22 protein-coding genes are annotated in these 21,102 nt (G+C 51.2%); 13 read left to right on the forward strand and 9 right to left on the reverse strand.

All coding sequences use genetic code 11. The annotated features are described in order from the left end of the window. Positions 1–92: 92 nt before the first annotated feature. From clpX to bolA, 4 genes are all read right to left on the reverse strand, one after another. Positions 93–1,367: an ATP-dependent protease ATP-binding subunit ClpX gene (clpX, locus tag HV314_RS18985; RefSeq protein WP_003831013.1), complete on the reverse strand. Its 1,275-nt coding sequence runs from the start codon at positions 1,365–1,367 to the stop codon at positions 93–95. A 126-nt stretch (positions 1,368–1,493) separates the two neighbouring features. Further along, positions 1,494–2,117, reverse strand: coding sequence for an ATP-dependent Clp endopeptidase proteolytic subunit ClpP (clpP, locus tag HV314_RS18990; RefSeq protein ID WP_003021624.1), 624 nt, complete (start codon positions 2,115–2,117; stop codon positions 1,494–1,496). A 247-nt stretch (positions 2,118–2,364) separates the two neighbouring features. Beyond that, positions 2,365–3,663: a trigger factor gene (tig, locus tag HV314_RS18995; protein WP_003021622.1), complete on the reverse strand. Its 1,299-nt coding sequence runs from the start codon at positions 3,661–3,663 to the stop codon at positions 2,365–2,367. 344 nt (positions 3,664–4,007) lie between these two features. Continuing rightward, a complete protein-coding gene (gene bolA / locus HV314_RS19000; RefSeq protein WP_016152051.1) occupies positions 4,008–4,325 on the reverse strand; it encodes a transcriptional regulator BolA in 318 nt (105 codons plus the stop codon). Between the two features lie 306 nt (positions 4,326–4,631). Between bolA and HV314_RS19005 the strand changes: the two genes are divergently transcribed. From HV314_RS19005 to cyoE, 7 genes are all read left to right on the forward strand, one after another. After that, positions 4,632–5,210 (forward strand): lipoprotein, encoded by a 579-nt coding sequence (locus tag HV314_RS19005; RefSeq protein WP_016152050.1) that lies wholly within the window; start codon positions 4,632–4,634, stop codon positions 5,208–5,210. Between the two features lie 44 nt (positions 5,211–5,254). Next, a complete protein-coding gene (gene ampG / locus HV314_RS19010) occupies positions 5,255–6,730 on the forward strand; it encodes a muropeptide MFS transporter AmpG (protein WP_115190891.1) in 1,476 nt (491 codons plus the stop codon). A gap of 459 nt (positions 6,731–7,189) precedes the next feature. Further along, a complete protein-coding gene (gene cyoA / locus HV314_RS19015) occupies positions 7,190–8,137 on the forward strand; it encodes a cytochrome o ubiquinol oxidase subunit II (protein WP_003847580.1) in 948 nt (315 codons plus the stop codon). Between the two features lie 19 nt (positions 8,138–8,156). Then, entirely contained in the window at positions 8,157–10,148 is a 1,992-nt protein-coding gene (gene cyoB / locus HV314_RS19020; RefSeq protein ID WP_003831008.1) for a cytochrome o ubiquinol oxidase subunit I, read from the forward strand. After that, the gene (locus HV314_RS19025) at positions 10,138–10,752 is read left to right on the forward strand and encodes a cytochrome o ubiquinol oxidase subunit III (protein ID WP_003831007.1); all 615 of its coding nucleotides are present in this window, start codon (positions 10,138–10,140) and stop codon (positions 10,750–10,752) included. Before cyoB ends, HV314_RS19025 begins: the two co-directional genes overlap by 11 nt. Then, on the forward strand, positions 10,752–11,081 hold the full coding sequence (locus HV314_RS19030) for a cytochrome o ubiquinol oxidase subunit IV (RefSeq protein WP_003831006.1): 330 nt from the start codon (positions 10,752–10,754) through the stop codon (positions 11,079–11,081). The genes HV314_RS19025 and HV314_RS19030 overlap by 1 nt, the downstream gene beginning before the upstream one ends. 11 nt (positions 11,082–11,092) lie before the next feature. Then, positions 11,093–11,983, forward strand: coding sequence for a heme o synthase (gene cyoE / locus HV314_RS19035; RefSeq protein WP_003831005.1), 891 nt, complete (start codon positions 11,093–11,095; stop codon positions 11,981–11,983). Between the two features lie 59 nt (positions 11,984–12,042). Here the strand turns inward: cyoE and HV314_RS19040 are convergent, their stop codons facing one another. The 3 genes from HV314_RS19040 to HV314_RS19050 are packed head-to-tail and all read right to left on the reverse strand — an operon-like array spanning position 12,043 to position 13,315. Then, on the reverse strand, positions 12,043–12,387 hold the full coding sequence (locus HV314_RS19040) for a DUF1493 family protein (RefSeq protein WP_046276090.1): 345 nt from the start codon (positions 12,385–12,387) through the stop codon (positions 12,043–12,045). Then, positions 12,372–12,821, reverse strand: coding sequence for an STM2901 family protein (locus tag HV314_RS19045; protein ID WP_181546449.1), 450 nt, complete (start codon positions 12,819–12,821; stop codon positions 12,372–12,374). The genes HV314_RS19040 and HV314_RS19045 overlap by 16 nt, the downstream gene beginning before the upstream one ends. 11 nt (positions 12,822–12,832) lie before the next feature. Then, positions 12,833–13,315, reverse strand: a complete 483-nt coding sequence (locus HV314_RS19050) for an Hcp family type VI secretion system effector (RefSeq protein ID WP_047416886.1) — start codon at positions 13,313–13,315, stop codon at positions 12,833–12,835. Positions 13,316–13,497: 182 nt separating this feature from the next. Here HV314_RS19050 and HV314_RS19055 point away from each other — a divergent pair, with 182 nt between their 5' ends. Continuing rightward, entirely contained in the window at positions 13,498–14,862 is a 1,365-nt protein-coding gene (locus HV314_RS19055; RefSeq protein ID WP_016152045.1) for an MFS transporter, read from the forward strand. 94 nt (positions 14,863–14,956) lie between these two features. Here HV314_RS19055 and HV314_RS19060 read toward each other — a convergent pair whose 3' ends face one another. Next, positions 14,957–15,448, reverse strand: coding sequence for a YajQ family cyclic di-GMP-binding protein (locus tag HV314_RS19060; protein ID WP_003831002.1), 492 nt, complete (start codon positions 15,446–15,448; stop codon positions 14,957–14,959). Positions 15,449–15,622: 174 nt separating this feature from the next. Between HV314_RS19060 and panE the strand changes: the two genes are divergently transcribed. Genes panE through HV314_RS19075 form a run of 3 tightly spaced genes read left to right on the forward strand, consistent with a single transcriptional unit; the run spans position 15,623 to position 18,198 of the window. Further along, a complete protein-coding gene (gene panE / locus HV314_RS19065) occupies positions 15,623–16,534 on the forward strand; it encodes a 2-dehydropantoate 2-reductase (protein ID WP_016155860.1) in 912 nt (303 codons plus the stop codon). Next, the gene (yajL, locus tag HV314_RS19070) at positions 16,497–17,087 is read left to right on the forward strand and encodes a protein deglycase YajL (RefSeq protein WP_016152043.1); all 591 of its coding nucleotides are present in this window, start codon (positions 16,497–16,499) and stop codon (positions 17,085–17,087) included. The genes panE and yajL overlap by 38 nt, the downstream gene beginning before the upstream one ends. A gap of 31 nt (positions 17,088–17,118) precedes the next feature. Then, a complete protein-coding gene (locus HV314_RS19075; protein ID WP_181548114.1) occupies positions 17,119–18,198 on the forward strand; it encodes a hypothetical protein in 1,080 nt (359 codons plus the stop codon). A gap of 99 nt (positions 18,199–18,297) precedes the next feature. On the opposite strand, the gene thiI is transcribed toward HV314_RS19075, so the two are convergent. Then, positions 18,298–19,746 carry a tRNA uracil 4-sulfurtransferase ThiI gene (gene thiI / locus HV314_RS19080; RefSeq protein WP_005125147.1) on the reverse strand — a complete coding sequence of 483 codons (1,449 nt, stop codon included), beginning with the start codon at positions 19,744–19,746 and terminating at the stop codon, positions 18,298–18,300. A gap of 208 nt (positions 19,747–19,954) precedes the next feature. On the opposite strand from thiI, the gene xseB reads away from it, so the two are divergent. Further along, positions 19,955–20,197: an exodeoxyribonuclease VII small subunit gene (gene xseB, locus HV314_RS19085; RefSeq protein ID WP_016152040.1), complete on the forward strand. Its 243-nt coding sequence runs from the start codon at positions 19,955–19,957 to the stop codon at positions 20,195–20,197. After that, positions 20,198–21,097, forward strand: coding sequence for a (2E,6E)-farnesyl diphosphate synthase (gene ispA, locus HV314_RS19090; protein WP_016152039.1), 900 nt, complete (start codon positions 20,198–20,200; stop codon positions 21,095–21,097). Positions 21,098–21,102 lie beyond the last annotated feature (5 nt).

The following is a 21,102-nucleotide window of genomic DNA, read 5'->3' on the forward strand; positions in this document are numbered from 1 at the left end:
GTTTCCCACACATTCAACGCCATGTTTACGGAAAAATAAAAGGGGAGATAAAATCCCCCCTTATTAATTAAATGTCTGTATGAATTGATGAATTATTCGCCAGATGCCTGCTGCGCTTCCGGCTTACCATAAATCAGCAATGGCTTGCTCTGGCCGCCAATCACCGACTCATCGATCACCACTTTTTCGACGTCTTCCATAGAAGGCAGATCGTACATGGTGTCAAGCAGCGCGGCTTCGACGATAGAACGCAGACCACGAGCACCGGTTTTACGTGCCATCGCTTTTTTGGCGATCGCATCCAGCGCTTCCTCACGGAATTCCAGATCAACACCTTCAAGATTGAACAGCGCCTGGTACTGCTTGGTCAGGGCGTTTTTCGGCTCTTTCAGGATCTGGATCAGCGCTTCTTCGCTCAGTTCGCTCAGCGTCGCTACAACCGGCAGACGCCCGATGAACTCAGGGATCAGACCAAATTTGATCAGATCTTCCGGCTCCACCTGCGACAGCAGTTCACCTTCGCTGGCTTTATCAGACTGCGCTTTTACCGTTGCGCCAAAACCAATGCCGGAGCCCGTTTCAACACGGTTAGCAATGACTTTATCCAGACCGGCAAAGGCACCGCCGCAGATAAACAGGATCTTGGAGGTATCAACCTGCAGGAATTCCTGCTGAGGATGTTTACGCCCCCCCTGCGGTGGAACGGCAGCAACCGTACCTTCGATCAGTTTCAACAGCGCCTGCTGTACGCCTTCGCCGGAAACGTCACGGGTAATGGACGGGTTGTCAGACTTACGAGAAATCTTGTCGATTTCATCGATATAGACGATCCCGCGCTGTGCTTTCTGCACGTCGTAATCGCACTTCTGCAGTAGTTTCTGAATAATATTTTCAACATCTTCACCCACATAACCAGCTTCGGTCAGCGTGGTGGCATCGGCCATAGTGAACGGAACGTCCAGCAGGCGTGCCAGCGTTTCAGCCAGCAGCGTTTTACCGGAACCCGTCGGGCCAATCAGCAGGATGTTACTTTTGCCCAACTCGACGCCATTGCTGGTGTCGCCGTTGCGCAGACGTTTGTAATGGTTGTATACCGCGACCGCCAGCACTTTCTTCGCCTGCTCCTGACCGATAACGTAATCGTCCAGGTGGTTGCGAATTTCATGCGGCGTCGGCAGCGCACTGCGTTCACGGTGCGGTGCTACTTCCTTAATCTCTTCGCGAATGATGTCGTTACATAAATCAACACATTCGTCGCAGATATACACGGATGGTCCGGCAATCAGCTTACGCACTTCATGCTGGCTTTTGCCGCAAAAAGAGCAGTACAACAATTTGCCCGAGCCATCTTTGCGTTTATCTGTCATGGGTCAAAACCTCTTCTTTGTTCTTTGTGCCGCACACGACGACGCAAATGCCATTCTCAGGCGCAAGACGCTAGTCAGCGTTGTGCCGCTCCAGGTAATTATAGCGGTACACCTGCGCGCTGGGCATTAATTACGATGGGTCAAAATCGAGTCGACCAGACCGTACTCTACCGCTTCAGAAGCGGAGAGGAAGCGATCGCGCTCGGTATCACGTTCAATCTGCTCAAGAGATTGACCCGTATGATGCGCCATAAGTTCGTTCATGCGCCCTTTTACCTTCAGGATTTCACGGGCATGAATTTCAATATCCGTTGCCTGGCCCTGGTAACCGCCCAGAGGCTGGTGGATCATGACGCGAGAGTTAGGCAGGCAAAAACGTTTACCTTTCGCCCCGGCAGTCAGTAGGAACGCGCCCATTGAGGCCGCCTGGCCCATACAAATGGTGCTGACGTCCGGCTTAATAAACTGCATGGTGTCATAGATAGACATCCCGGCAGTGATCACTCCACCAGGGGAGTTGATGTACAGGTAGATATCTTTTTCTGGGTTTTCTGCTTCCAGGAACAGCATCTGCGCCACGATCAGGTTAGCCATATGGTCTTCGACCTGGCCGGTCAGAAAAATGACGCGTTCCTTAAGTAGACGAGAATAGATATCAAAAGAGCGCTCACCACGTGAGGTCTGTTCAATGACCATCGGCACCAGCGCCATATGGGGTGCAAAGTTATCTCGTTCGCCGCTGTATGACATTTCCGTCTCCTGGATAAAATTTGAAAAAACCTGCTGTGCTGATTGTAACCTTATGGACGGATTATCAGCTAGTCCCTCAGTAATGGGTACGACATCGCCATAATTCAAGCATAACAATCTTTTGTTGTAACGCTAACACTGAAACGCTGTTTTCGCACTCTTCCCATGCAAAATCCGTGACAAAAAAAAACCCGCCACCAAAAGGTGACGGGCTTGCGTACGAAATTCGTGCTAAATAAGCGACGAATTACGCCTGCTGGTTCATCAGCTCGTTGAAGGAAGTGGCTTTTTCAGTCACTTTCGCTTTCGCCAGAACAGCTTCAACAGCCTGCTCTTCCAGAGCGACGTTACGCATGTTGTCCATCAACTCTTTATTTTTGCTGTAGAACTCAACAACTTCTTTCGGATCTTCGTAAGCAGAAGCCATCTCTTCGATCAGGCCTTTAACGCGATCTTCGTCAGCTTTCAGCTCGTTGGTACGAATCACTTCGCCCAGCAGCAGACCTACAACTACGCGACGCTTAGCCTGTTCTTCGAACAGTTCACGCGGCAGTTCCAGAGCTTGTTTTTCGTTGCCGCCAAAACGCTGTGCAGCCTGACGACGCAGAACGTCGATTTCGCTGTCGATCAGAGCAGCCGGAACGTCGATGTCGTTAGCTTTTACCAGACCTTCGATCGCCTGAGACTTAACGCGGTTACGCACAGCGCCTTTCAGCTCGCGTTCCATGTTTTTACGTACTTCAGCGCGCAGACCCGCTACGGAACCATCTTCAACGCCGAAACGTTTGATGAATTCTTCAGTCAGTTCCGGCAGTTCGCGCTCTTCAACTTTCTTCAGGTTGATAACGAACTTAGCGGCTTTACCTTTCAGGTTTTCAGCGTGGTACTCTTCCGGGAAGGTCACATCGATAGTGAACTCTTCGCCAGCTTTGTGGCCTTTAACGCCTTCTTCAAAGCCTGGGATCATACGACCCTGGCCCATCGCCAGTACGAAGTCAGACGCTTTGCCGCCTTCGAACTCTTCGCCGTCTACAGAGCCGGTGAAGTCGATGGTTACACGGTCTTCTGCATCAGCAGCGCCGTCTTTGTCTTTCCAGGTAGCCTGCTGCTTACGCAGGGTGTCCAGCATCACGTCAACGTCAGCGTCGGTGACTTCAACAACCGGTTTTTCAACTTCGATTGCTTCCAGGCCAGTCAGCTCAACTTCCGGGTAAACTTCGAACTCTACCGCGTAAGTAAAATCTTCACCCAGTTTGTATTCGCCCGGAACGTAGTTCGGTGCGCCAGCCGGATTGATTTTTTCTTTGATGATCGCGTCAACGAAGTTGCGGCTCATCAGGTCGCCCAGAACGTCCTGGCGAACAGACGCGCCATAACGCTGAGCAACAACATTCATCGGTACTTTTCCTTTGCGGAAACCGTCAATACGCACTTTCTTCGCTACGTTGACCAGCTCGCTTTTCACAGCGGTCTCGATGCTGTCAGCAGCGATAGTAATCGTTACACGGCGGCCAAGGCCTTGAGTGGTTTCAACTGAAACTTGCATCTTGTTACCTCAAAAAATCACAGTGCTCGGTCAACTCTTCTCCGCAAGCACAGGTTGTTGGCTTCGCGGAACTGGGATGTTCTCATAAGCAATCACATTCCCTGTCGTCAGAATCATCCCGAAGACATTCCGAAAAATAAGACGCGCATTATAGCGGCATCACTTTTATGAGTCGAGAACGGTTATCGCGCGTTGCTGCGGCTTTTTTCACAATTCCCGGCTAATTTTTGTCTGAATACTGTACGACTGCCCCAGAATTCAGACAAAACAAAACGGCCCGCAGGCCGTTTTCACATAATCTGTAGCAACATACTGGAAAAACGTCGGTTGTTGCAAATCCGTTTTTACGCGATGCTTCCCGCCCCACGACACGGAGGCGATGCAAAAATCGTATCCTGCAACGCTTCCCACTCCTTAATGGTGTAGGTATGCAGGGCAAGTGCATGAACGGTTGTGGAAAGCTCCACCGTTAAGGTGCTGTAAATCATCCGATGACGATTCAGAAAACGCTCACCTGTAAAGCGATCGCTAACCAGCACAACCTTAAAGTGGCTTTCAGAACCTGCCGGGACATTGTGACGATAGCTTTCATCCACAACTTCGAGGAACACGGGTTGGAACGCTGCCCTTAATTTTTCTTCTATTTGCTCACGAATCATCATGAAGTTTTTCCTCCGACAACGCTGAGATGTCACCCATCCCTTTAAATACTAGCCGCTTTTACCGCTTTCATTACACCTTAGCAACAAAAAATTAGCGTTTGTCTGATTTTCTCAGCCAAATGGATGAAGTTCACTAAATCCTCACTTCGATTTATTGCAAAAAGTCCGTTTATGGTCTCCACAAAGACATAAAACTGACAACACAATGAATTTACATGCGTTACCCACTTCCCCTCATCGTTGGCGATGTTATGATGGCGGGAATTTTCTCCAACCATACAATTTAGATTCGCTGAGAGCCCTGGCATGTTTAAAAAAATCCTCGTCCCGTTTGTCGCGCTGTTTATGTTAGCTGGATGCGCAACGCCGCCGACCACTATTGAAGTTTCCCCGAAAATTACCCTGCCACAGCAGGACCCGAGCCTGATGGGTGTGACCGTTAGCATCAACGGTGCCGACCAGCGTCAGGATCAGGCACTGGCAAAAGTTACCCGTGACAACCAGCTTGTTACCCTGACCGCGTCCCGCGATCTGCGCTTCCTGCTGCAAGAAGTACTGGAAAAACAGATGACCGCACGCGGTTATATGATTGGGCCAAACGGTGCTGTTAACCTGCAAATCATTGTTAGCCAGCTGTATGCAGACGTGTCCCAGGGTAGCGTGCGCTATAACATCGCCACCAAGGCAGACATCGCCATCATTGCGACCGCTGCTAACGGCAACAAGATGACCAAAAACTACCGCGCAAGCTATTCTGTTGAAGGCGCACTACAGGCCTCTAACAAAAATATCGCTGACGCCGTTAACAGCGTGCTGACCGATACCATCGCTGATATGTCTCAGGACACCAGCGTTCACGATTTCATCAAGCAGAACGCTCGTTAATTTCTGCCCATATGGCCCGGCGTTCGTCGGGCCTATAGAAGCCCATGTCCAGTCATTACTTACGTATTTTTCAGCAACCACGTTCAGCTATCCTGCTCATACTGGGATTCGCCTCCGGTTTACCACTCGCACTGACCTCGGGTACGCTTCAGGCATGGATGACAGTCGAGAATATCGATCTTAAAACCATCGGTTTCTTTTCTCTGGTCGGCCAGGCCTACGTGTTTAAGTTCCTCTGGTCTCCGCTAATGGACCGCTACACGCCGCCGTTTTTAGGTCGACGCCGTGGTTGGCTGTTGGCAACTCAGGTGCTGTTACTGATTTCTATCGCCGCGATGGGCTTTCTGGAGCCTGGCACGCAGCTACGCTGGATGGCCGCGCTTGCGGTGGTGATCGCGTTTTGCTCGGCATCGCAGGATATCGTCTTTGACGCATGGAAAACCGACGTGCTACCCGCCGAAGAACGCGGTACCGGCGCGGCTATCAGCGTGCTGGGCTATCGTTTAGGGATGCTGGTTTCCGGTGGGCTGGCTCTGTGGATGGCCGACCGCTGGCTGGGCTGGCAAGGAATGTACTGGCTGATGGCGGCGCTGCTGATACCTTGCATCATCGCTACCCTGCTAGCGCCCGAACCGACTGATGCCATTCCGGTGCCCAAAACGCTGGAGCAAGCGGTTGTGGCCCCGCTGCGCGACTTCTTTGGTCGTAACAACGCCTGGCTAATTCTGCTGCTTATCGTTCTGTATAAGCTCGGGGATGCCTTTGCCATGAGCCTGACTACAACCTTTTTAATCCGCGGCGTCGGATTTGATGCGGGTGAAGTTGGCGTGGTGAATAAAACGCTCGGACTGCTGGCAACCATCGTTGGCGCGCTGTACGGCGGGATCCTGATGCAACGCCTTTCGCTGTTTCGCGCATTGCTGATTTTCGGCATCCTGCAGGGGGCGTCGAATGCGGGCTACTGGTTATTGTCCATCACTGACAAACACATGTTCAGTATGGCCGCCGCCGTCTTCTTTGAAAACCTGTGTGGTGGCATGGGTACGGCAGCGTTTGTCGCCTTATTAATGACGCTGTGCAATAAGTCCTTCTCAGCGACCCAGTTCGCTCTGCTCTCCGCGCTTTCAGCCGTTGGTCGCGTTTACGTTGGCCCGGTAGCAGGTTGGTTTGTTGAAGCGCACGGGTGGCCAACGTTTTATTTGTTCTCTGTGTTTGCCGCTATCCCCGGCCTCATACTGCTGCTGGTTTGTCGTCAGACTCTGGAACATAGCTGGCAAAATGAGAGCTTCATTCCGCGCACGGAATTTCGTGGCGCGTACAGCCTGGCATTAATGACGTTGGTTGCGGGCTGCGGGCTGCTGGTGGTTTGGCTGCTGCTGTTAACCATGAACGCGCTGGATTACACCCACTTCTCCTTCCTGCCGGAACTGCTGGAAATCTCGGTGGTGGTCGCGGTCTGCGGGGTCGTTTTTGGTGGATTGCTGGATTATCTGGCACTGCGCAAAACCCGCCTGGCGTAAAAATCCACATTAATATCGCCGTTGTAATCACCCTGCGTAATTATAACGGCTAAATAAACAACAATTACTAAAAATATTATTTGTTATTTTGTGCGCCAAAGAATTTGGAAATTATTGACGCCTTTTATATATACTATTTCCCTTACTCGATTCAGCCACTACAGATTTATTTTTTGTTCTTCAATTGTCTTTTTATTGATAATCAATTGTTAAACAATTGTTTTATTTTCGTATTGGTTATACCAATTGCCCTCAGCACGTCTCCCGCTTGCCCGCTTTCGTTATAACGTGATGTTGCAACAGGTTCTTAAAGTCAAAACGACATATATTGCAACATATGTGACATGCCCGGCAGAACCCAGTAACACAGATCCAAGGATGTTTACAGTAATGTAACCTTCCCGTAAAATGCCCTCACACTTTAAACGCCACCCGGTCCCGTGGAATTGAGGTCGTTAAATGAGACTCAGGAAATACAATAAAAGTTTGGGATGGTTGTCATTAATTGCAGGCACTGCATTACTCAGTGGCTGTAATTCTGCGCTGCTTGACCCTAAAGGACAGATTGGACTGGAACAACGTTCACTGATACTGACGGCATTTGGCCTGATGTTGATTGTCGTTATTCCTGCCATCTTGATGGCTGTTGGTTTCGCCTGGAAGTATCGTGCAAGCAATAAAGATGCGAAGTACAGCCCGAACTGGTCACACTCCAATAAAGTGGAAGCTGTGGTCTGGACGGTGCCGATCTTAATCATCATTTTCCTTGCCGTACTGACCTGGAAAACCACTCACGCTCTTGAGCCAAGCAAACCGCTGGCGCATGACGAGAAGCCCATTACCATTGAAGTGGTTTCCATGGACTGGAAATGGTTCTTCATCTATCCGGAACAAGGTATCGCTACCGTGAATGAAATCGCCTTCCCGGCGAATACTCCGGTTGAGTTCAAAGTGACGTCCAACTCCGTGATGAACTCCTTCTTTATCCCGCGTCTGGGTAGCCAGATTTATGCCATGGCCGGTATGCAGACTCGACTGCATCTGATCGCCAACGAAGTCGGTACTTATGATGGTATCTCCGCAAGCTATAGCGGACCAGGCTTCTCCGGTATGAAGTTCAAGGCTATCGCAACAAAGGACCGCGCCGAATTCGACCAATGGGTTGCTAAAGCTAAACAGTCCACGAACACCATGAGCGACATGGCTGCGTTCGAAAAAGTGGCTGTGCCAAGCGAATACAACCAGGTGGAATACTTCTCCAACGTGAAACCAGATTTGTTTAAAGACGTTATTAACAAATTTATGGCTCACGGTAAGAGCATGGACATGACCCAACCCGAAGGTGAGCACAGCGCACACGAAGGAATGGAAGGCATGGACATGAGCCACGCGGAATCCGCTCACTAAGGGGCCGAGGAAGAATACGATGTTCGGAAAATTGACGCTGGATGCAGTGCCGTTCCATGAACCAATTGTCATGGTTACGATCGCTGCCATTATCATCGGTGGTGCGGCCTTACTGGGCCTAATCACTTACTTCGGTAAGTGGACCTACCTGTGGAAAGAGTGGCTAACTTCGGTTGACCACAAACGCCTTGGCATCATGTATGTCATTGTCGCAATCGTCATGTTGATTCGTGGCTTTGCCGACGCCATCATGATGCGTAGTCAGCAAGCGCTGGCTTCTGCAGGTGAAGCGGGCTTCCTGCCACCTCACCACTACGACCAGATCTTCACGGCTCACGGCGTGATTATGATCTTCTTCGTGGCAATGCCATTTGTTATCGGTCTGATGAACCTGGTGGTTCCGCTGCAGATCGGCGCACGTGACGTTGCATTCCCGTTCCTGAACAACCTGAGCTTCTGGTTCACCGTTGTCGGCGTAATCCTGGTTAACCTGTCTCTGGGCGTGGGTGAATTCGCACAGACCGGTTGGCTGGCGTACCCGCCACTCTCGGGAATAGAGTACAGTCCAAGCGTCGGGGTCGATTATTGGATATGGGCAGTCCAGTTGTCCGGTATTGGTACAACCCTAACCGGGATCAACTTCTTTGTGACCATCATTAAGATGCGTGCGCCAGGAATGACCATGTTCAAGATGCCGGTATTTAGCTGGGCATCGCTGTGTGCGAACATCCTGATTATCGCGTCTTTCCCAATCCTGACGGTTACCGTCGCGTTGCTGACCCTGGATCGCTATCTGGGCACCCATTTCTTTACCAACGATATGGGCGGCAACATGATGATGTACATCAACCTGATTTGGGCCTGGGGCCATCCGGAAGTGTACATTCTGGTTCTGCCGGTCTTCGGTGTGTTCTCCGAAATCGCTGCAACCTTCTCACGTAAACGTCTGTTTGGTTACACCTCACTGGTGTGGGCAACCGTCTGTATCACCGTTCTGTCGTTCGTTGTTTGGCTGCACCACTTCTTCACCATGGGTGCAGGCGCTAACGTAAACGCCTTCTTCGGTATTACCACCATGATTATCGCCATCCCGACCGGGGTGAAGATCTTCAACTGGCTGTTCACCATGTACCAGGGTCGTATCGTATTCCACTCAGCGATGCTGTGGACGATTGGCTTTATCGTTACCTTCTCAGTCGGCGGCATGACCGGCGTACTGTTGGCGGTTCCGGGTGCGGACTTCGTGCTGCACAACAGTCTGTTCCTGATTGCGCACTTCCATAACGTTATCATCGGCGGCGTCGTATTTGGATGCTTCGCAGGTATGACCTACTGGTGGCCAAAAGCGTTTGGCTTCACGCTGAACGAAACCTGGGGTAAACGCGCATTCTGGTTCTGGATCATCGGCTTCTTCGTGGCGTTTATGCCGCTGTATGTGCTGGGCTTTATGGGGATGACCCGTCGCCTCAGCCAGCAGATTGACCCGCAGTTCCATCCGATGCTGGTCGTTGCCGCCTGCGGTGCCGCGCTGATTGCATTGGGTATCCTGTGCCAGCTGATTCAGATCTTCGTTTCTATTCGCGACCGCGAGCAGAACCGCGACCTGACCGGTGACCCATGGGGTGGTCGTACGCTGGAGTGGGCAACCTCTTCCCCGCCTCCGTTCTACAACTTTGCCGTTGTGCCGCACGTTCACGAGCGTGATGCCTTCTGGGAAATGAAAGAAAAAGGTGAAGCGTACAAGCAGCCTGCGCACTATGAAGAAATTCATATGCCGAAAAACAGCGGTGCCGGTATCGTCATTACCGCTTTCGCAACACTGTTTGGTTTCGCCATGATCTGGCATATCTGGTGGCTGGCGATTGCAAGCTTCGCAGGCATGATCATCAGCTGGATTGTGAAAAGCTTTGATGAAGACGTGGATTACTACGTGCCGGTCCCGGAAGTCGAAAAACTGGAAAACCAGCATTTCGATGAGATTACTAAGGCAGGGCTGAAAAATGGCAACTGATACTTTAACGCACGCGACTGCCCACGCGCACGAACACGGGCACCACGATGCAGGCCAGACCAAGATCTTCGGATTTTGGGTCTACCTGATGAGCGACTGCATTCTGTTCTCTATTCTGTTTGCAACCTATGCCGTTCTGGTGAACGGCACCGCAGGTGGCCCAACAGGTAAGGACATTTTTGAACTGCCGTTCGTTCTGGTTGAAACATTCCTGCTGTTATTCAGCTCTATTACTTACGGCATGGCGGCGATCGCCATGTACAAGAACAACAAGAGCCAGGTTATCTCCTGGCTGGCGTTGACCTTCTTGTTCGGTGCCGGATTCATCGGGATGGAACTCTATGAATTCCATCACCTGATTGTTAACGGTATGGGCCCGGATCGCAGCGGCTTCCTGTCTGCGTTCTTCGCGCTGGTCGGCACGCACGGTCTGCACGTCACCTCCGGTCTTATCTGGATGGCGGTGCTGATGGTGCAAGTTGCTCGTCGCGGCCTGACCAGTACTAACCGTACCCGCATCATGTGCCTGAGCCTGTTCTGGCACTTCCTGGATGTGGTGTGGATCTGTGTGTTCACTGTTGTTTATCTGATGGGGGCGATGTAATGAGTCATTCTAACGAGAGCGGCGGCGCATCCCATGGCAGCGTAAAAACCTACATGACAGGTTTTATCCTGTCGATAATCCTGACGGTTATTCCGTTCTGGATGGTCATGACAGGTTCTGCCTCTCCTGCCGTCATTCTGGGAACTATTCTGGCAATGGCAGTGGTACAGATTCTGGTGCACCTGGTGTGCTTCCTGCACATGAATAGCAAATCTGATGAAGGTTGGAACATGACAGCCTTTGTCTTTACTGTGCTAATCATCGCCATCCTGGTTGTGGGCTCCATCTGGATTATGTGGAACCTTAACTACAACATGATGATGCACTAAGAGCGGCGATTATGATGTTTAAGCAATACCTGCAAGTAACAAAACCAGGCATCATCTTTGGCAACCTGATCTCGGTGATTGGGGGATTCCTGCTGGCCTCGAAAGGCAGCATTGATTATCCCCTGTTTATCTACACGTTGGTTGGGGTGTCACTGGTTGTGGCGTCGGGTTGTGTATTTAACAACTACATCGACAGGGATATCGACAGGAAGATGGAGAGGACCAAAAACCGCGTGCTGGTTAAAGGTCTGATTTCCCCTGCGGTCTCGCTGGTATACGCCACCCTGCTGGGTATTGCTGGCTTTATGCTGCTGTGGTTTGGCGCGAACCCTCTGGCCTGCTGGCTGGGGGTAATGGGCTTCGTGGTCTATGTGGGCGTCTATAGCCTGTACATGAAGCGCCATTCCGTTTATGGCACGCTGATTGGCTCACTCTCCGGCGCTGCGCCGCCGGTGATTGGCTACTGCGCCGTAACCGGTGAGTTCGATAGCGGTGCGCTGATTCTGCTGGCTATTTTCAGCCTGTGGCAGATGCCGCACTCTTACGCGATTGCGATTTTCCGCTTTAAGGATTATCAGGCAGCCAACATCCCGGTACTGCCGGTGGTGAAAGGTATTTCGGTCGCGAAGAACCATATCACGCTGTACATCGTGGCGTTTGCTATCGCCACGCTGATGCTCACCCTGGGCGGCTATGCTGGTTATAAATACCTGATTGTTGCTGCGGCGGTGAGTGTCTGGTGGTTGGGCATGGCGCTGCGCGGTTATAAAGTGGAAGATGACAGGGTCTGGGCGCGCAAGCTGTTCGGTTTCTCCATCATCGCCATTACCGCGCTTTCCGTGATGATGTCCGTTGACTTTATGGTGCCAAATTCGCAGAACCTGCTGACTTACGTCTGGTAACGATCTGCTGATACGAAAAGGGTGCCTCCGGCACCCTTTTTTATTGGCAGGGATGTTATTCAGTCATAAAGCCATTTCCCCGCTTCAGCCGACTCAGCAAACATCCTTACGGTTAGCGGTATGCGTGTTGCTTCCACTTCTTCCCGGTTAGCTTTGAACCACCGAGTCAGAAGAGGCGTGTTTTCCCAAGGAAAATAGCGGGTCCAGTCAACATTCGATAAATCTACATTGAATGCTTTCTGAAACTCTTCTACTGCATCTGAGAGGTCATCTCGTGGCTCATCGAATAAATCTGTGTCCAATTCTAATGGGATCTCATTTCCGTCTTTATCGTCGTATCCAGGTATCTCCTTCCTGAATAGCTTCAACACTTCATTTTGTATGCTCATTAGAAAGATGTCCACTGTATGCGATCTTTTGGGCGGACAATCAGATTGTATTTATTCTGTATACGCCGTGAGATCTGGTAAATAGCGTTGGTTAACGCCACCCATCCTAACCAAGGGCAATAACGCCCAATCACAGCAGCAACCTTGTTAGTTTTCTTCATGGTAAAACCAACTGGTGTTTTAACTCTGAGGCCAAAAGGTAATCGCATATCTCTCAGTATAATTCTTGCGTACTTTGAGGCAACACTTGTTCCTTTAGTCGCGTCTCGTGGTTTTTGCCTTGTCTTTAACCAGGGTTGACCAGCCAGAATAGCGGCTCCCGATTCAATGCCAATTCCTAACTCATCACAAAACTGTTCCAGAAAGATGAGATCGAACAATTCGCCAGCGGACAGATTGCTGTGACCATGATACCAATAGGTTCCATTCGCCTCTTCAGTTGTGTCCATTCAATCCCCCATTATGCCGTCTGCCGGTCATTCCATGCGTCGGTATAGATAATGTTCCCGTCGCAATGCTTCCAGGTGATTTTTTCGTAGCGTAATTCTATGGTTTCAAGATGGTTATTATTCATGTCCTCTGGACCAGCCATCGAGGGAGAAACGGAGACAATCCGCACCCCTTCCAGAAACATATTGAAGTATTCAACTTCCTGACCGGCATCATTGATTTTGTACCAACGAATCTCAGCAGACTTAAGATTCTGACCAGAAGCGACAGCTTTGTATAAATACGGGCTGGAGTAGTCAAACTCTTTGACGATCATCATCGGTGAATGTTGGCGTGTGCCTGTTGGCTTGCCTGTACCGTTATCAGTGGGAATAGACAAATTGTGATGAAAGCCTTTAAATTCAATACTGTATTCTCTTCCCTCTACATCACACCCGCCCTTAATCAGCGCACCACCATCGTCATAAATCCACATATTGCCCGGAATCGCCATTTTCCTTTTCCCTCTTTCCATTAGAAATAACCACAAAAAGACTACACCTGTAATTATCGCAAGTAAATTAGTTGCAACTGTAATTATTTCAATTTTCCCACTACACAATTCCACATATCGTAGAGGTTTACCGCACTCCTTCCCCGCTTTACACTAGGCGCGAAATTAATACAGAGGTGGGAATGAACGATTACAAAATGACGCCCGGTGAGTTGCGCGCCACCTGGGGTTTAGGGACCGTATTCTCGTTGCGCATGCTTGGCATGTTTATGGTTCTGCCGGTTCTGACCACGTACGGTATGGCGCTACAGGGTGCCAGTGAAGCGCTAATTGGCCTTGCCATTGGCATTTATGGTCTGGCGCAAGCCGTTTTCCAGATCCCCTTTGGTCTGCTTTCAGACCGCATCGGTCGTAAGCCGCTTATCGTCGGCGGGCTGGCGGTGTTCGTTCTCGGCAGCGTGATTGCCGCACTCTCCGATTCAATCTGGGGCATTATTCTCGGTCGCGCTTTGCAAGGCTCTGGCGCGATTGCCGCCGCCGTGATGGCGCTGCTTTCCGACTTAACCCGTGAGCAAAACCGTACTAAAGCGATGGCGTTTATCGGCGTCAGCTTTGGTATCACCTTCGCCATTGCGATGGTGCTAGGACCGATCGTTACCCATGCGCTGGGGCTACACGCGCTGTTCTGGATGATTGCAGCTCTTGCAACCACCGGCATTGTGCTGACTATTTGGGTCGTTCCCAATAGCACCAGCCACGTGCTGAACCGCGAATCTGGCATGGTAAAAGGCAGCTTCAGCAAAGTGCTGGCTGAGCCCAAACTGCTCAAGCTCAACTTTGGCATCATGTGTCTGCACATTTTGTTGATGTCCACTTTCGTCGCCTTACCGGGCCAACTGGCGAAAGCCGGTTTCCCCGCCGCAGAGCACTGGAAAATTTATCTGGTGACGATGCTGCTGTCCTTTGTTTCCGTGGTGCCGTTCATCATTTACGCAGAAGTGAAGCGGCGGATGAAGCGCGTATTCCTCGCCTGCGTGTTACTGATCCTTATCGCAGAGATTGTATTGTGGAGCGCTAACGTGCGTTTTTGGGGGCTGATTGCAGGCGTTCAGATATTCTTCCTCGCCTTCAACCTGATGGAGGCCCTCCTCCCCTCGCTTATCAGCAAAGAGTCTCCGGCTGGCTATAAAGGCACGGCGATGGGCGTTTACTCCACCAGCCAGTTTCTTGGCGTGGCGATTGGCGGTTCGCTCGGCGGTTGGGTGGTCGAAATGTTTGATGGTCAGGCGGTATTCCTGGCCGGCGCGCTTCTGGCGGCGGTTTGGTTGTTGGTGGCAAGCACAATGAAAGAGCCGCCGTATGTCAGCAGCCTGCGAGTGGAAATCCCACCTGAGATTGCCGCAGATGACACCCTTAAGCAGCGTCTGCTGGCTAAAGAAGGGATAAGCGAAGTGTTAATTGTTGCGAAAGAGCATTCGGCTTACGTGAAAATCGACAGCAAAGTGACGAATCGATTTGAGGTTGAACAGGCCATCAGCCAGGCGTGAAGAGTGCCAGATGGCGACTATCGTTTGATCCAGCCTACAAATAGCGTGTGCAACCTGTAGGCCGGATAAGCGTAGCGCCATCAGGCATTACGACTTAATCGCGGAAGTTCTTAAACTGGAACGGCTGGCCGAGATCGCCGCCGCGAACCAGCGCCATAACGGATTGCAGATCGTCACGCGCCTTGCCAGTCACGCGGATTTCTTCGCCCTGAATTTGCGCCTGCACCTTCAGTTTGCTGTCTTTGATCAGCTTAACGATTTTCTTTTGCACCGCGCTTTCAATGCCCTGTTTCAGCTTAGCTTCAACAAACCAGGTTTTACCGCTGTGCACGAAGGTTTCTGGTACGTCCAACGAAGTGCCTTCAATACCACGTTTCAGCAGCTTGGCACGTAAAATATCCAGCAACTGATTGACCTGGAAATCAGACTCGCTTAGCACCTTAATCGTCTTATTCGACTCGTTCAGCTCAAAAGTCGCTTCAACGCCACGAAAATCAAAGCGTGACTCCACTTCGCGGCTGGCGTTATCTACCGCGTTACGGGCTTCCTGAAGATCAACTTCAGAAACAATATCGAAAGATGGCATCTTTTCCTCTCCCTTCATTTTTGATGCGAAGCATAATACCTGCAAAGTTACACAACAGACAGCGCTATACTAGGCTGTATCCTTTAATTGTACGTGGTACTGATACCTGCGAACAATAATGGGGTACGGCCGATATGGATTAACACCTGGTGATGTTGCAGGTGAGGAGGAAGAATGAAAATTACCGTACTGGGATGTGGAGCGTTAGGACAGCTTTGGCTAACCACGCTGTGCAAACATGGACATGAGGTTCAGGGGTGGCTACGCGTACCGCAACCCTATTGCAGCGTTAACCTGATCGACACGGATGGGTCAGTATTCAATGAATCCCTGACGGCAAACGACCCCGATTTTTTGGCGAAAAGCGACCTGCTGCTTGTCACTCTGAAAGCCTGGCAGGTTTCTGATGCGGTCAAAGGCCTGGCCGCCATTCTGCCTGACACCACTCCCATTCTGCTGATTCACAACGGTATGGGGACGATTGAAGAGTTGCATAACATTAAGCAACCTCTATTGATGGGCACCACAACCCACGCGGCACGCCGTGACGGGAACGTGATCATTCATGTCGCTCAGGGAACAACAAGGATTGGTCCGGCGCGTGAACAAGACGGTGATTTCAGTTATCTGGCTGAAGTCCTGCAAGAGGTGCTGCCGGACGTCGCCTGGCACAACAATATTCGCGCTGAGTTGTGGCGCAAGCTGGCCGTCAACTGCGTCATTAACCCGCTGACCGCATTATGGGATTGCTCAAATGGAGAGTTACGCCATCATCCTGAAAAAATAGCGCTCATCTGCGAGGAGGTAGCGGCGGTCATTGAACGCGAAGGCCACCACACATCAGCAGATGATTTACGCTATTATGTTGAGCAAGTGATTGACAGTACGGCGGAAAATATCTCATCAATGCTGCAAGACATACATGCCCTGCGCCATACTGAGATCGACTACATTACCGGTTATTTGTTAAAACGCGCCCGCGCGCACGGCATCGCCGTCCCGGAAAATGCCCGCCTGTTTGAAATGGTTAAGAGAAAGGAAAGTGAGTATGAGCGCTCAAGCACTGGTATGTCTCGCCCCTGGTAGTGAAGAGACCGAAGCGGTCACCACTATCGATCTGCTGGTTCGCGGCGGAATTAAGGTCACGACCGCCAGCGTTGCCAGCGATGGCGGCCTGACGATCGTGTGCTCACGCGGCGTAAAACTACTGGCGGATGCGCCATTAGTGGAAGTTGCTGACGGGGATTTCGACATTATCGTGCTGCCCGGCGGTATTAAAGGCGCCGAGTGTTTTCGCGACAGCCCTCTGCTTGTCGAAACCGTGAAACAGTTTCATCGCTCCGGGCGCATTGTCGCGGCAATTTGCGCCGCTGCCGCCACAGTCCTCGTCCCACACGATATTTTTCCCATCGGTAACATGACCGGTTTTCCGGCGCTGAAAGACAATATTCCCACTGACCAGTGGCAGGATAAGCGCGTCGTATGGGATCCGCGCGTCAATCTGTTAACCAGCCAGGGCCCGGGAACCTCAATCGATTTCGGTTTAAAAATCATTGATCTCCTGGTGAGTCGCGAAAAAGCTTACGAAGTGGCATCACAACTGGTGATGGCTGCGGGTATTTATAACTACTACGAGTAATCTTCAGGCCACTCGCATTCAAGGAATTATGATGAAAGGATATCTGAGCGGAGTGGCTTTACTGCTCCTTTCCGGCTACGCCAGTGCGACTCAACTTGAAATTGAGAGCCTTGAGTATCGCTATCCCGCAAGCACTGAGATGCAATATCGCGTGCCGTGGTTTACCTCAACGGATAACCCACAGGTTGCAAAACGCATTAACGATTATATTTTCACAAGCTTTATCAATCAGCTACCGGGAAATAATCCACGAGCGACCGTGAATCAGTTTGCGAAATCAGAGATGAATCCCACCGCAAACCTTGACTACACGGTTGAGTATCGCGACGCCAAAGTGTTGACCCTCAACATGTTTGTCGAAGGCTGCGGGGCGTATTGCGAGTCGTACAATGTACCGATCAGCTTCGATTTAGCCAACGGCGCGACAATTACCCTTAACAACCTCTTTTCCCGCTCCACGATGACCGAGTTGAACACCCGCATCAGAAAAGATATCCGCAGCCAAATTGATACCTTTGTTGCCGCACAGAAATCACAAAAGCCGGAGCAAATAAAAGAAGACGGTGGAGATTCTGGCTTTGCCGAATTCTACGCATCGTGTGCAACCTACACCGACGGTCTGTACTACATCGACAAACTCTCCCTGCAAAAAGACCATCTGGCTTTCCTGAATGGACGTTGTAGCAACCACGCCAATCGCGCGGGTGACGAACTGGGCGATTTCACCACGAAAATCCCGACCGTTGAACTGCATAATCAGCTCACGCCTTACGGCCAGTATCTGACTACCGCAAAGAGAACTACACCGGTTTCGCCAGCGCCCGGCATTGACGGCAAGGTCATGTACGGCACATTGGGAAAAAGCATGCGTATTGTGTTGAAGGTGGACTGCAAATACGGTGATTTTTTTGAAGGGGCTTACTTTTACCAGAAATTTGGTGCACCGATTGAATTAAACGGTAAATGCGACACAGCCGACAATCAACATTATGTACTGAAGACCTCTGCCGCTGAACAATCGGAAGAGAAGATAACGCTGGAGTTAAAAGACGGCGTCTATCAGGGTGTCTGGGAGTCGAACGGGAAAAAGCTCCCCATCCGTTTTGAATAATATTGTTATATTGCCGGATGGCAGCGTGAACAATTTATCAGGCCTACAAAACATACCGCTTGCAGGCCTGATAAGCGCAGCACCCTCAGGCAAAAGTCACTACGGGCGATATACCTTCACGTTTTCAAAGCCCTGCTCGCGCAGATACAGCGCCTGCAGACGGCTCATCACCCCGCGTTCACACCACAGCAGCCAGGTTTTACTCTGGTCCAGATCGCCGAATTTGGTGCTCAGTTTGTAGAACGGCAGAGAAACGACGTCCACACCGTCAACCTTCAGCGGTTTGTCATCCTGTTCATCCACAGAGCGGATATCCAGAATCACATCGTTCGGGCCGAAGCCGCTCACGGTTTCCACTTCCACCACGGTCTGCTGCGTCTGCTGGGCGATATCACGAATATCGATATTGTTCGCTTCTTCAACCACTTTATCGAGGATAGAGAAATCGAAGTTTTCTTCTTCGGCCTCAATCTTCGCTTTAATCGCTTTCACCGTCGGGCTTTTTGAAATCACACCGCAGTATTCCGGCATGGTACGGGCAAAGTCCTCAGTACCAATTTCACGCGCCAGATTAATGATGTGCTCCTTATCATGGGAGATAAGCGGGCGCAGGATCAGAGTGTCAGAAACGTTATCGATCAGGCGCAGGTTGGTCAGCGTCTGGCTGGACACCTGGCCCAGCGCTTCACCGGTTACCAGCGCCTGTACGCCGTAGCGCTCAGCGACTTTCGACGCTGCACGAACCATCATACGTTTAAGGACCACGCCCATCTGACCGTCGTCGACTTTCTCCAGGATCTCGCCAACCACCGGCTCAAAGTTGATCGCGACAAAACGCACGCGATGCGAGCTACCAAAGCGGTTCCACAGATAATGCGCCACCTGGCGAACGCCGATTTCATGCGCTGCGCCGCCGAGATTAAAGAAGCAGTAGTGCACGCGGCAGCCGCGACGCATCAGCATATAGCTGGACACGCCGGAGTCGAAACCACCGGAAATCAGCGACAGTACATCTTCCTGCGTCCCGATCGGGAAACCGCCAATACCTTCATAGCGGCCTTTAACCAGCAGCAGACGGTCGTTTTCGATTTCAAGATTAACCGTCACGTCCGGCTTCGTCAGCTTCACGCGCGCGGATTCAATATGCTGGTTCAGTCCACCGCCAACATAGCGTTCCACCTCAATAGAGCTAAACTCATGCTTACCGCGACGCTTAACGCGTACGCAGAAGGTTTTGCCTTCCAGTTGATCGCGATACTGCACCAGCGCTTTCTCGAAAATATCGTGCATATCGGTAAACGGCACGTCTTCAACTTCGAGAATATGGTGGATCCCCGGAATACGGGTCAGCGCGTCGCGAATATCCAGGCGCTGGCTTTCATCTTTAGCGCGAACCTCAACGTGATCCCAGTGGCGGACAACGGCAAGGTCTTCATCATAGTGCTTTAAAACGTTACGAATGTTCCCTGTCAGAATTTTTATAAAGCGCAAACGCACAGATTGGCTTTTGATGGTGATTTCTGGGAACAATTTAATGATAAACTTCATGGCGGCAATGGTTCTTTGGCAAGTCTGAATGACTTGTAATGGAAAAAAATACAGCAGCCCATACCCTGCGGCTGCATCCAGGCGCGCAAGTATACCACCATCATGGTCATCCTGTGCACATCGCCTTACCATTGTGCGTTATTTGCTTATCAGTGCGAGTCCGTTACCATAGCCTTGTGCTGCCAATACAGAGAGTCAGACATTCATTATGCCGAAGAAAAATGAAGCGCCAGCCAGTTTTGAAACAGCGCTGAGCGACCTGGAACAGATTGTTACCCGTCTGGAAAGCGGCGACCTGCCGCTGGAAGAAGCGCTGAACGAATTTGAACGTGGCGTACAGTTAGCACGTCAGGGACAGGTCAAGTTGCAACAGGCTGAACAGCGCGTACAAATCCTGCTGTCAGATACTGAAGACGCCGCCCTTACGCCTTTCACACCGGATAATGAGTAAATGGATTTTACGCAGCAGCTACAGGCTTGCGTTGAGCAGGCCAACCAGGCACTGAGCCGTTTTATCGCGCCATTGCCCTTTCAGAACACTCCCGTGGTCGAAACCATGCAATATGGCGCATTATTAGGCGGTAAACGTCTGCGCCCGTTTCTGGTGTATGCGACCGGTCAGATGTTTGGCGTCAGCCTGAGTACGCTTGATGCTCCCGCTGCCGCCGTCGAGTGTATCCATGCCTATTCGCTGATGCACGATGACTTACCCGCGATGGACGACGATGACCTGCGCCGCGGTCTGCCGACCTGCCACGTAAAATTTGGCGAGGCTAATGCGATCCTGGCTGGAGATGCGCTACAGACGCTGGCGTTCTCCATTATCAGCGACGCCCCGATGCCGGAAGTTTCTGACCGTGACCGCATCGCGATGATCTCTGAACTGGCCCAGGCCAGCGGTATCGCCGGTATGTGCGGCGGTCAGGCGTTGGATCTGGACGCTGAAGGCCATCAGGTAGAATTGGATGCGCTGGAGCGTATTCACCGCCATAAAACCGGGGCATTGATTCGCGCCGCCGTGCGTCTGGGTGCGTTAAGCGCAGGCGATAAAGGGCGAGAATGCCTGGCAATACTCGACAAGTACGCAGAAAGCATCGGTCTGGCCTTCCAGGTTCAGGATGACATCCTGGATGTGGTAGGCGATACTGCAACATTGGGTAAACGTCAGGGTGCTGACCAGCAGCTTGGCAAAAGTACCTATCCTGCACTTCTGGGTCTTGAGCAAGCCCAGAATAAAGCCCGGGATTTAATTGAGGATGCCCGCCAGTCGCTAAGTTTGCTGGCCGCACAGTCACTCGATACCTCGGCACTGGAAGCGCTAGCGGACTACATAATCCAGCGTGATAAATAAACCAA

This window comes from Citrobacter sp. RHBSTW-00887, assembly GCF_013728095.1.
GTDB classification, from domain to species: Bacteria; Pseudomonadota; Gammaproteobacteria; order Enterobacterales; family Enterobacteriaceae; genus Citrobacter; species Citrobacter braakii.

What these genes read in the sequence shown, in the direction of transcription:
- clpX (WP_003831013.1), bottom strand. Translation starts at nt 1,367, where the DNA reads ATGACAGATAAACGCAAAGATGGCTCGGGCAAATTGTTGTACTGCTCT.
- clpP (WP_003021624.1), bottom strand. Translation starts at nt 2,117, where the DNA reads ATGTCATACAGCGGCGAACGAGATAACTTTGCACCCCATATGGCGCTG.
- tig (WP_003021622.1), bottom strand. Translation starts at nt 3,663, where the DNA reads ATGCAAGTTTCAGTTGAAACCACTCAAGGCCTTGGCCGCCGTGTAACG.
- bolA (WP_016152051.1), bottom strand. Translation starts at nt 4,325, where the DNA reads ATGATGATTCGTGAGCAAATAGAAGAAAAATTAAGGGCAGCGTTCCAA.
- HV314_RS19005 (WP_016152050.1), top strand. Translation starts at nt 4,632, where the DNA reads ATGTTTAAAAAAATCCTCGTCCCGTTTGTCGCGCTGTTTATGTTAGCT.
- ampG (WP_115190891.1), top strand. Translation starts at nt 5,255, where the DNA reads ATGTCCAGTCATTACTTACGTATTTTTCAGCAACCACGTTCAGCTATC.
- cyoA (WP_003847580.1), top strand. Translation starts at nt 7,190, where the DNA reads ATGAGACTCAGGAAATACAATAAAAGTTTGGGATGGTTGTCATTAATT.
- cyoB (WP_003831008.1), top strand. Translation starts at nt 8,157, where the DNA reads ATGTTCGGAAAATTGACGCTGGATGCAGTGCCGTTCCATGAACCAATT.
- HV314_RS19025 (WP_003831007.1), top strand. Translation starts at nt 10,138, where the DNA reads ATGGCAACTGATACTTTAACGCACGCGACTGCCCACGCGCACGAACAC.
- HV314_RS19030 (WP_003831006.1), top strand. Translation starts at nt 10,752, where the DNA reads ATGAGTCATTCTAACGAGAGCGGCGGCGCATCCCATGGCAGCGTAAAA.
- cyoE (WP_003831005.1), top strand. Translation starts at nt 11,093, where the DNA reads ATGATGTTTAAGCAATACCTGCAAGTAACAAAACCAGGCATCATCTTT.
- HV314_RS19045 (WP_181546449.1), bottom strand. Translation starts at nt 12,821, where the DNA reads ATGGACACAACTGAAGAGGCGAATGGAACCTATTGGTATCATGGTCAC.
- HV314_RS19050 (WP_047416886.1), bottom strand. Translation starts at nt 13,315, where the DNA reads ATGGCGATTCCGGGCAATATGTGGATTTATGACGATGGTGGTGCGCTG.
- HV314_RS19055 (WP_016152045.1), top strand. Translation starts at nt 13,498, where the DNA reads ATGAACGATTACAAAATGACGCCCGGTGAGTTGCGCGCCACCTGGGGT.
- HV314_RS19060 (WP_003831002.1), bottom strand. Translation starts at nt 15,448, where the DNA reads ATGCCATCTTTCGATATTGTTTCTGAAGTTGATCTTCAGGAAGCCCGT.
- panE (WP_016155860.1), top strand. Translation starts at nt 15,623, where the DNA reads ATGAAAATTACCGTACTGGGATGTGGAGCGTTAGGACAGCTTTGGCTA.
- yajL (WP_016152043.1), top strand. Translation starts at nt 16,497, where the DNA reads ATGAGCGCTCAAGCACTGGTATGTCTCGCCCCTGGTAGTGAAGAGACC.
- HV314_RS19075 (WP_181548114.1), top strand. Translation starts at nt 17,119, where the DNA reads ATGAAAGGATATCTGAGCGGAGTGGCTTTACTGCTCCTTTCCGGCTAC.
- thiI (WP_005125147.1), bottom strand. Translation starts at nt 19,746, where the DNA reads ATGAAGTTTATCATTAAATTGTTCCCAGAAATCACCATCAAAAGCCAA.
- xseB (WP_016152040.1), top strand. Translation starts at nt 19,955, where the DNA reads ATGCCGAAGAAAAATGAAGCGCCAGCCAGTTTTGAAACAGCGCTGAGC.
- ispA (WP_016152039.1), top strand. Translation starts at nt 20,198, where the DNA reads ATGGATTTTACGCAGCAGCTACAGGCTTGCGTTGAGCAGGCCAACCAG.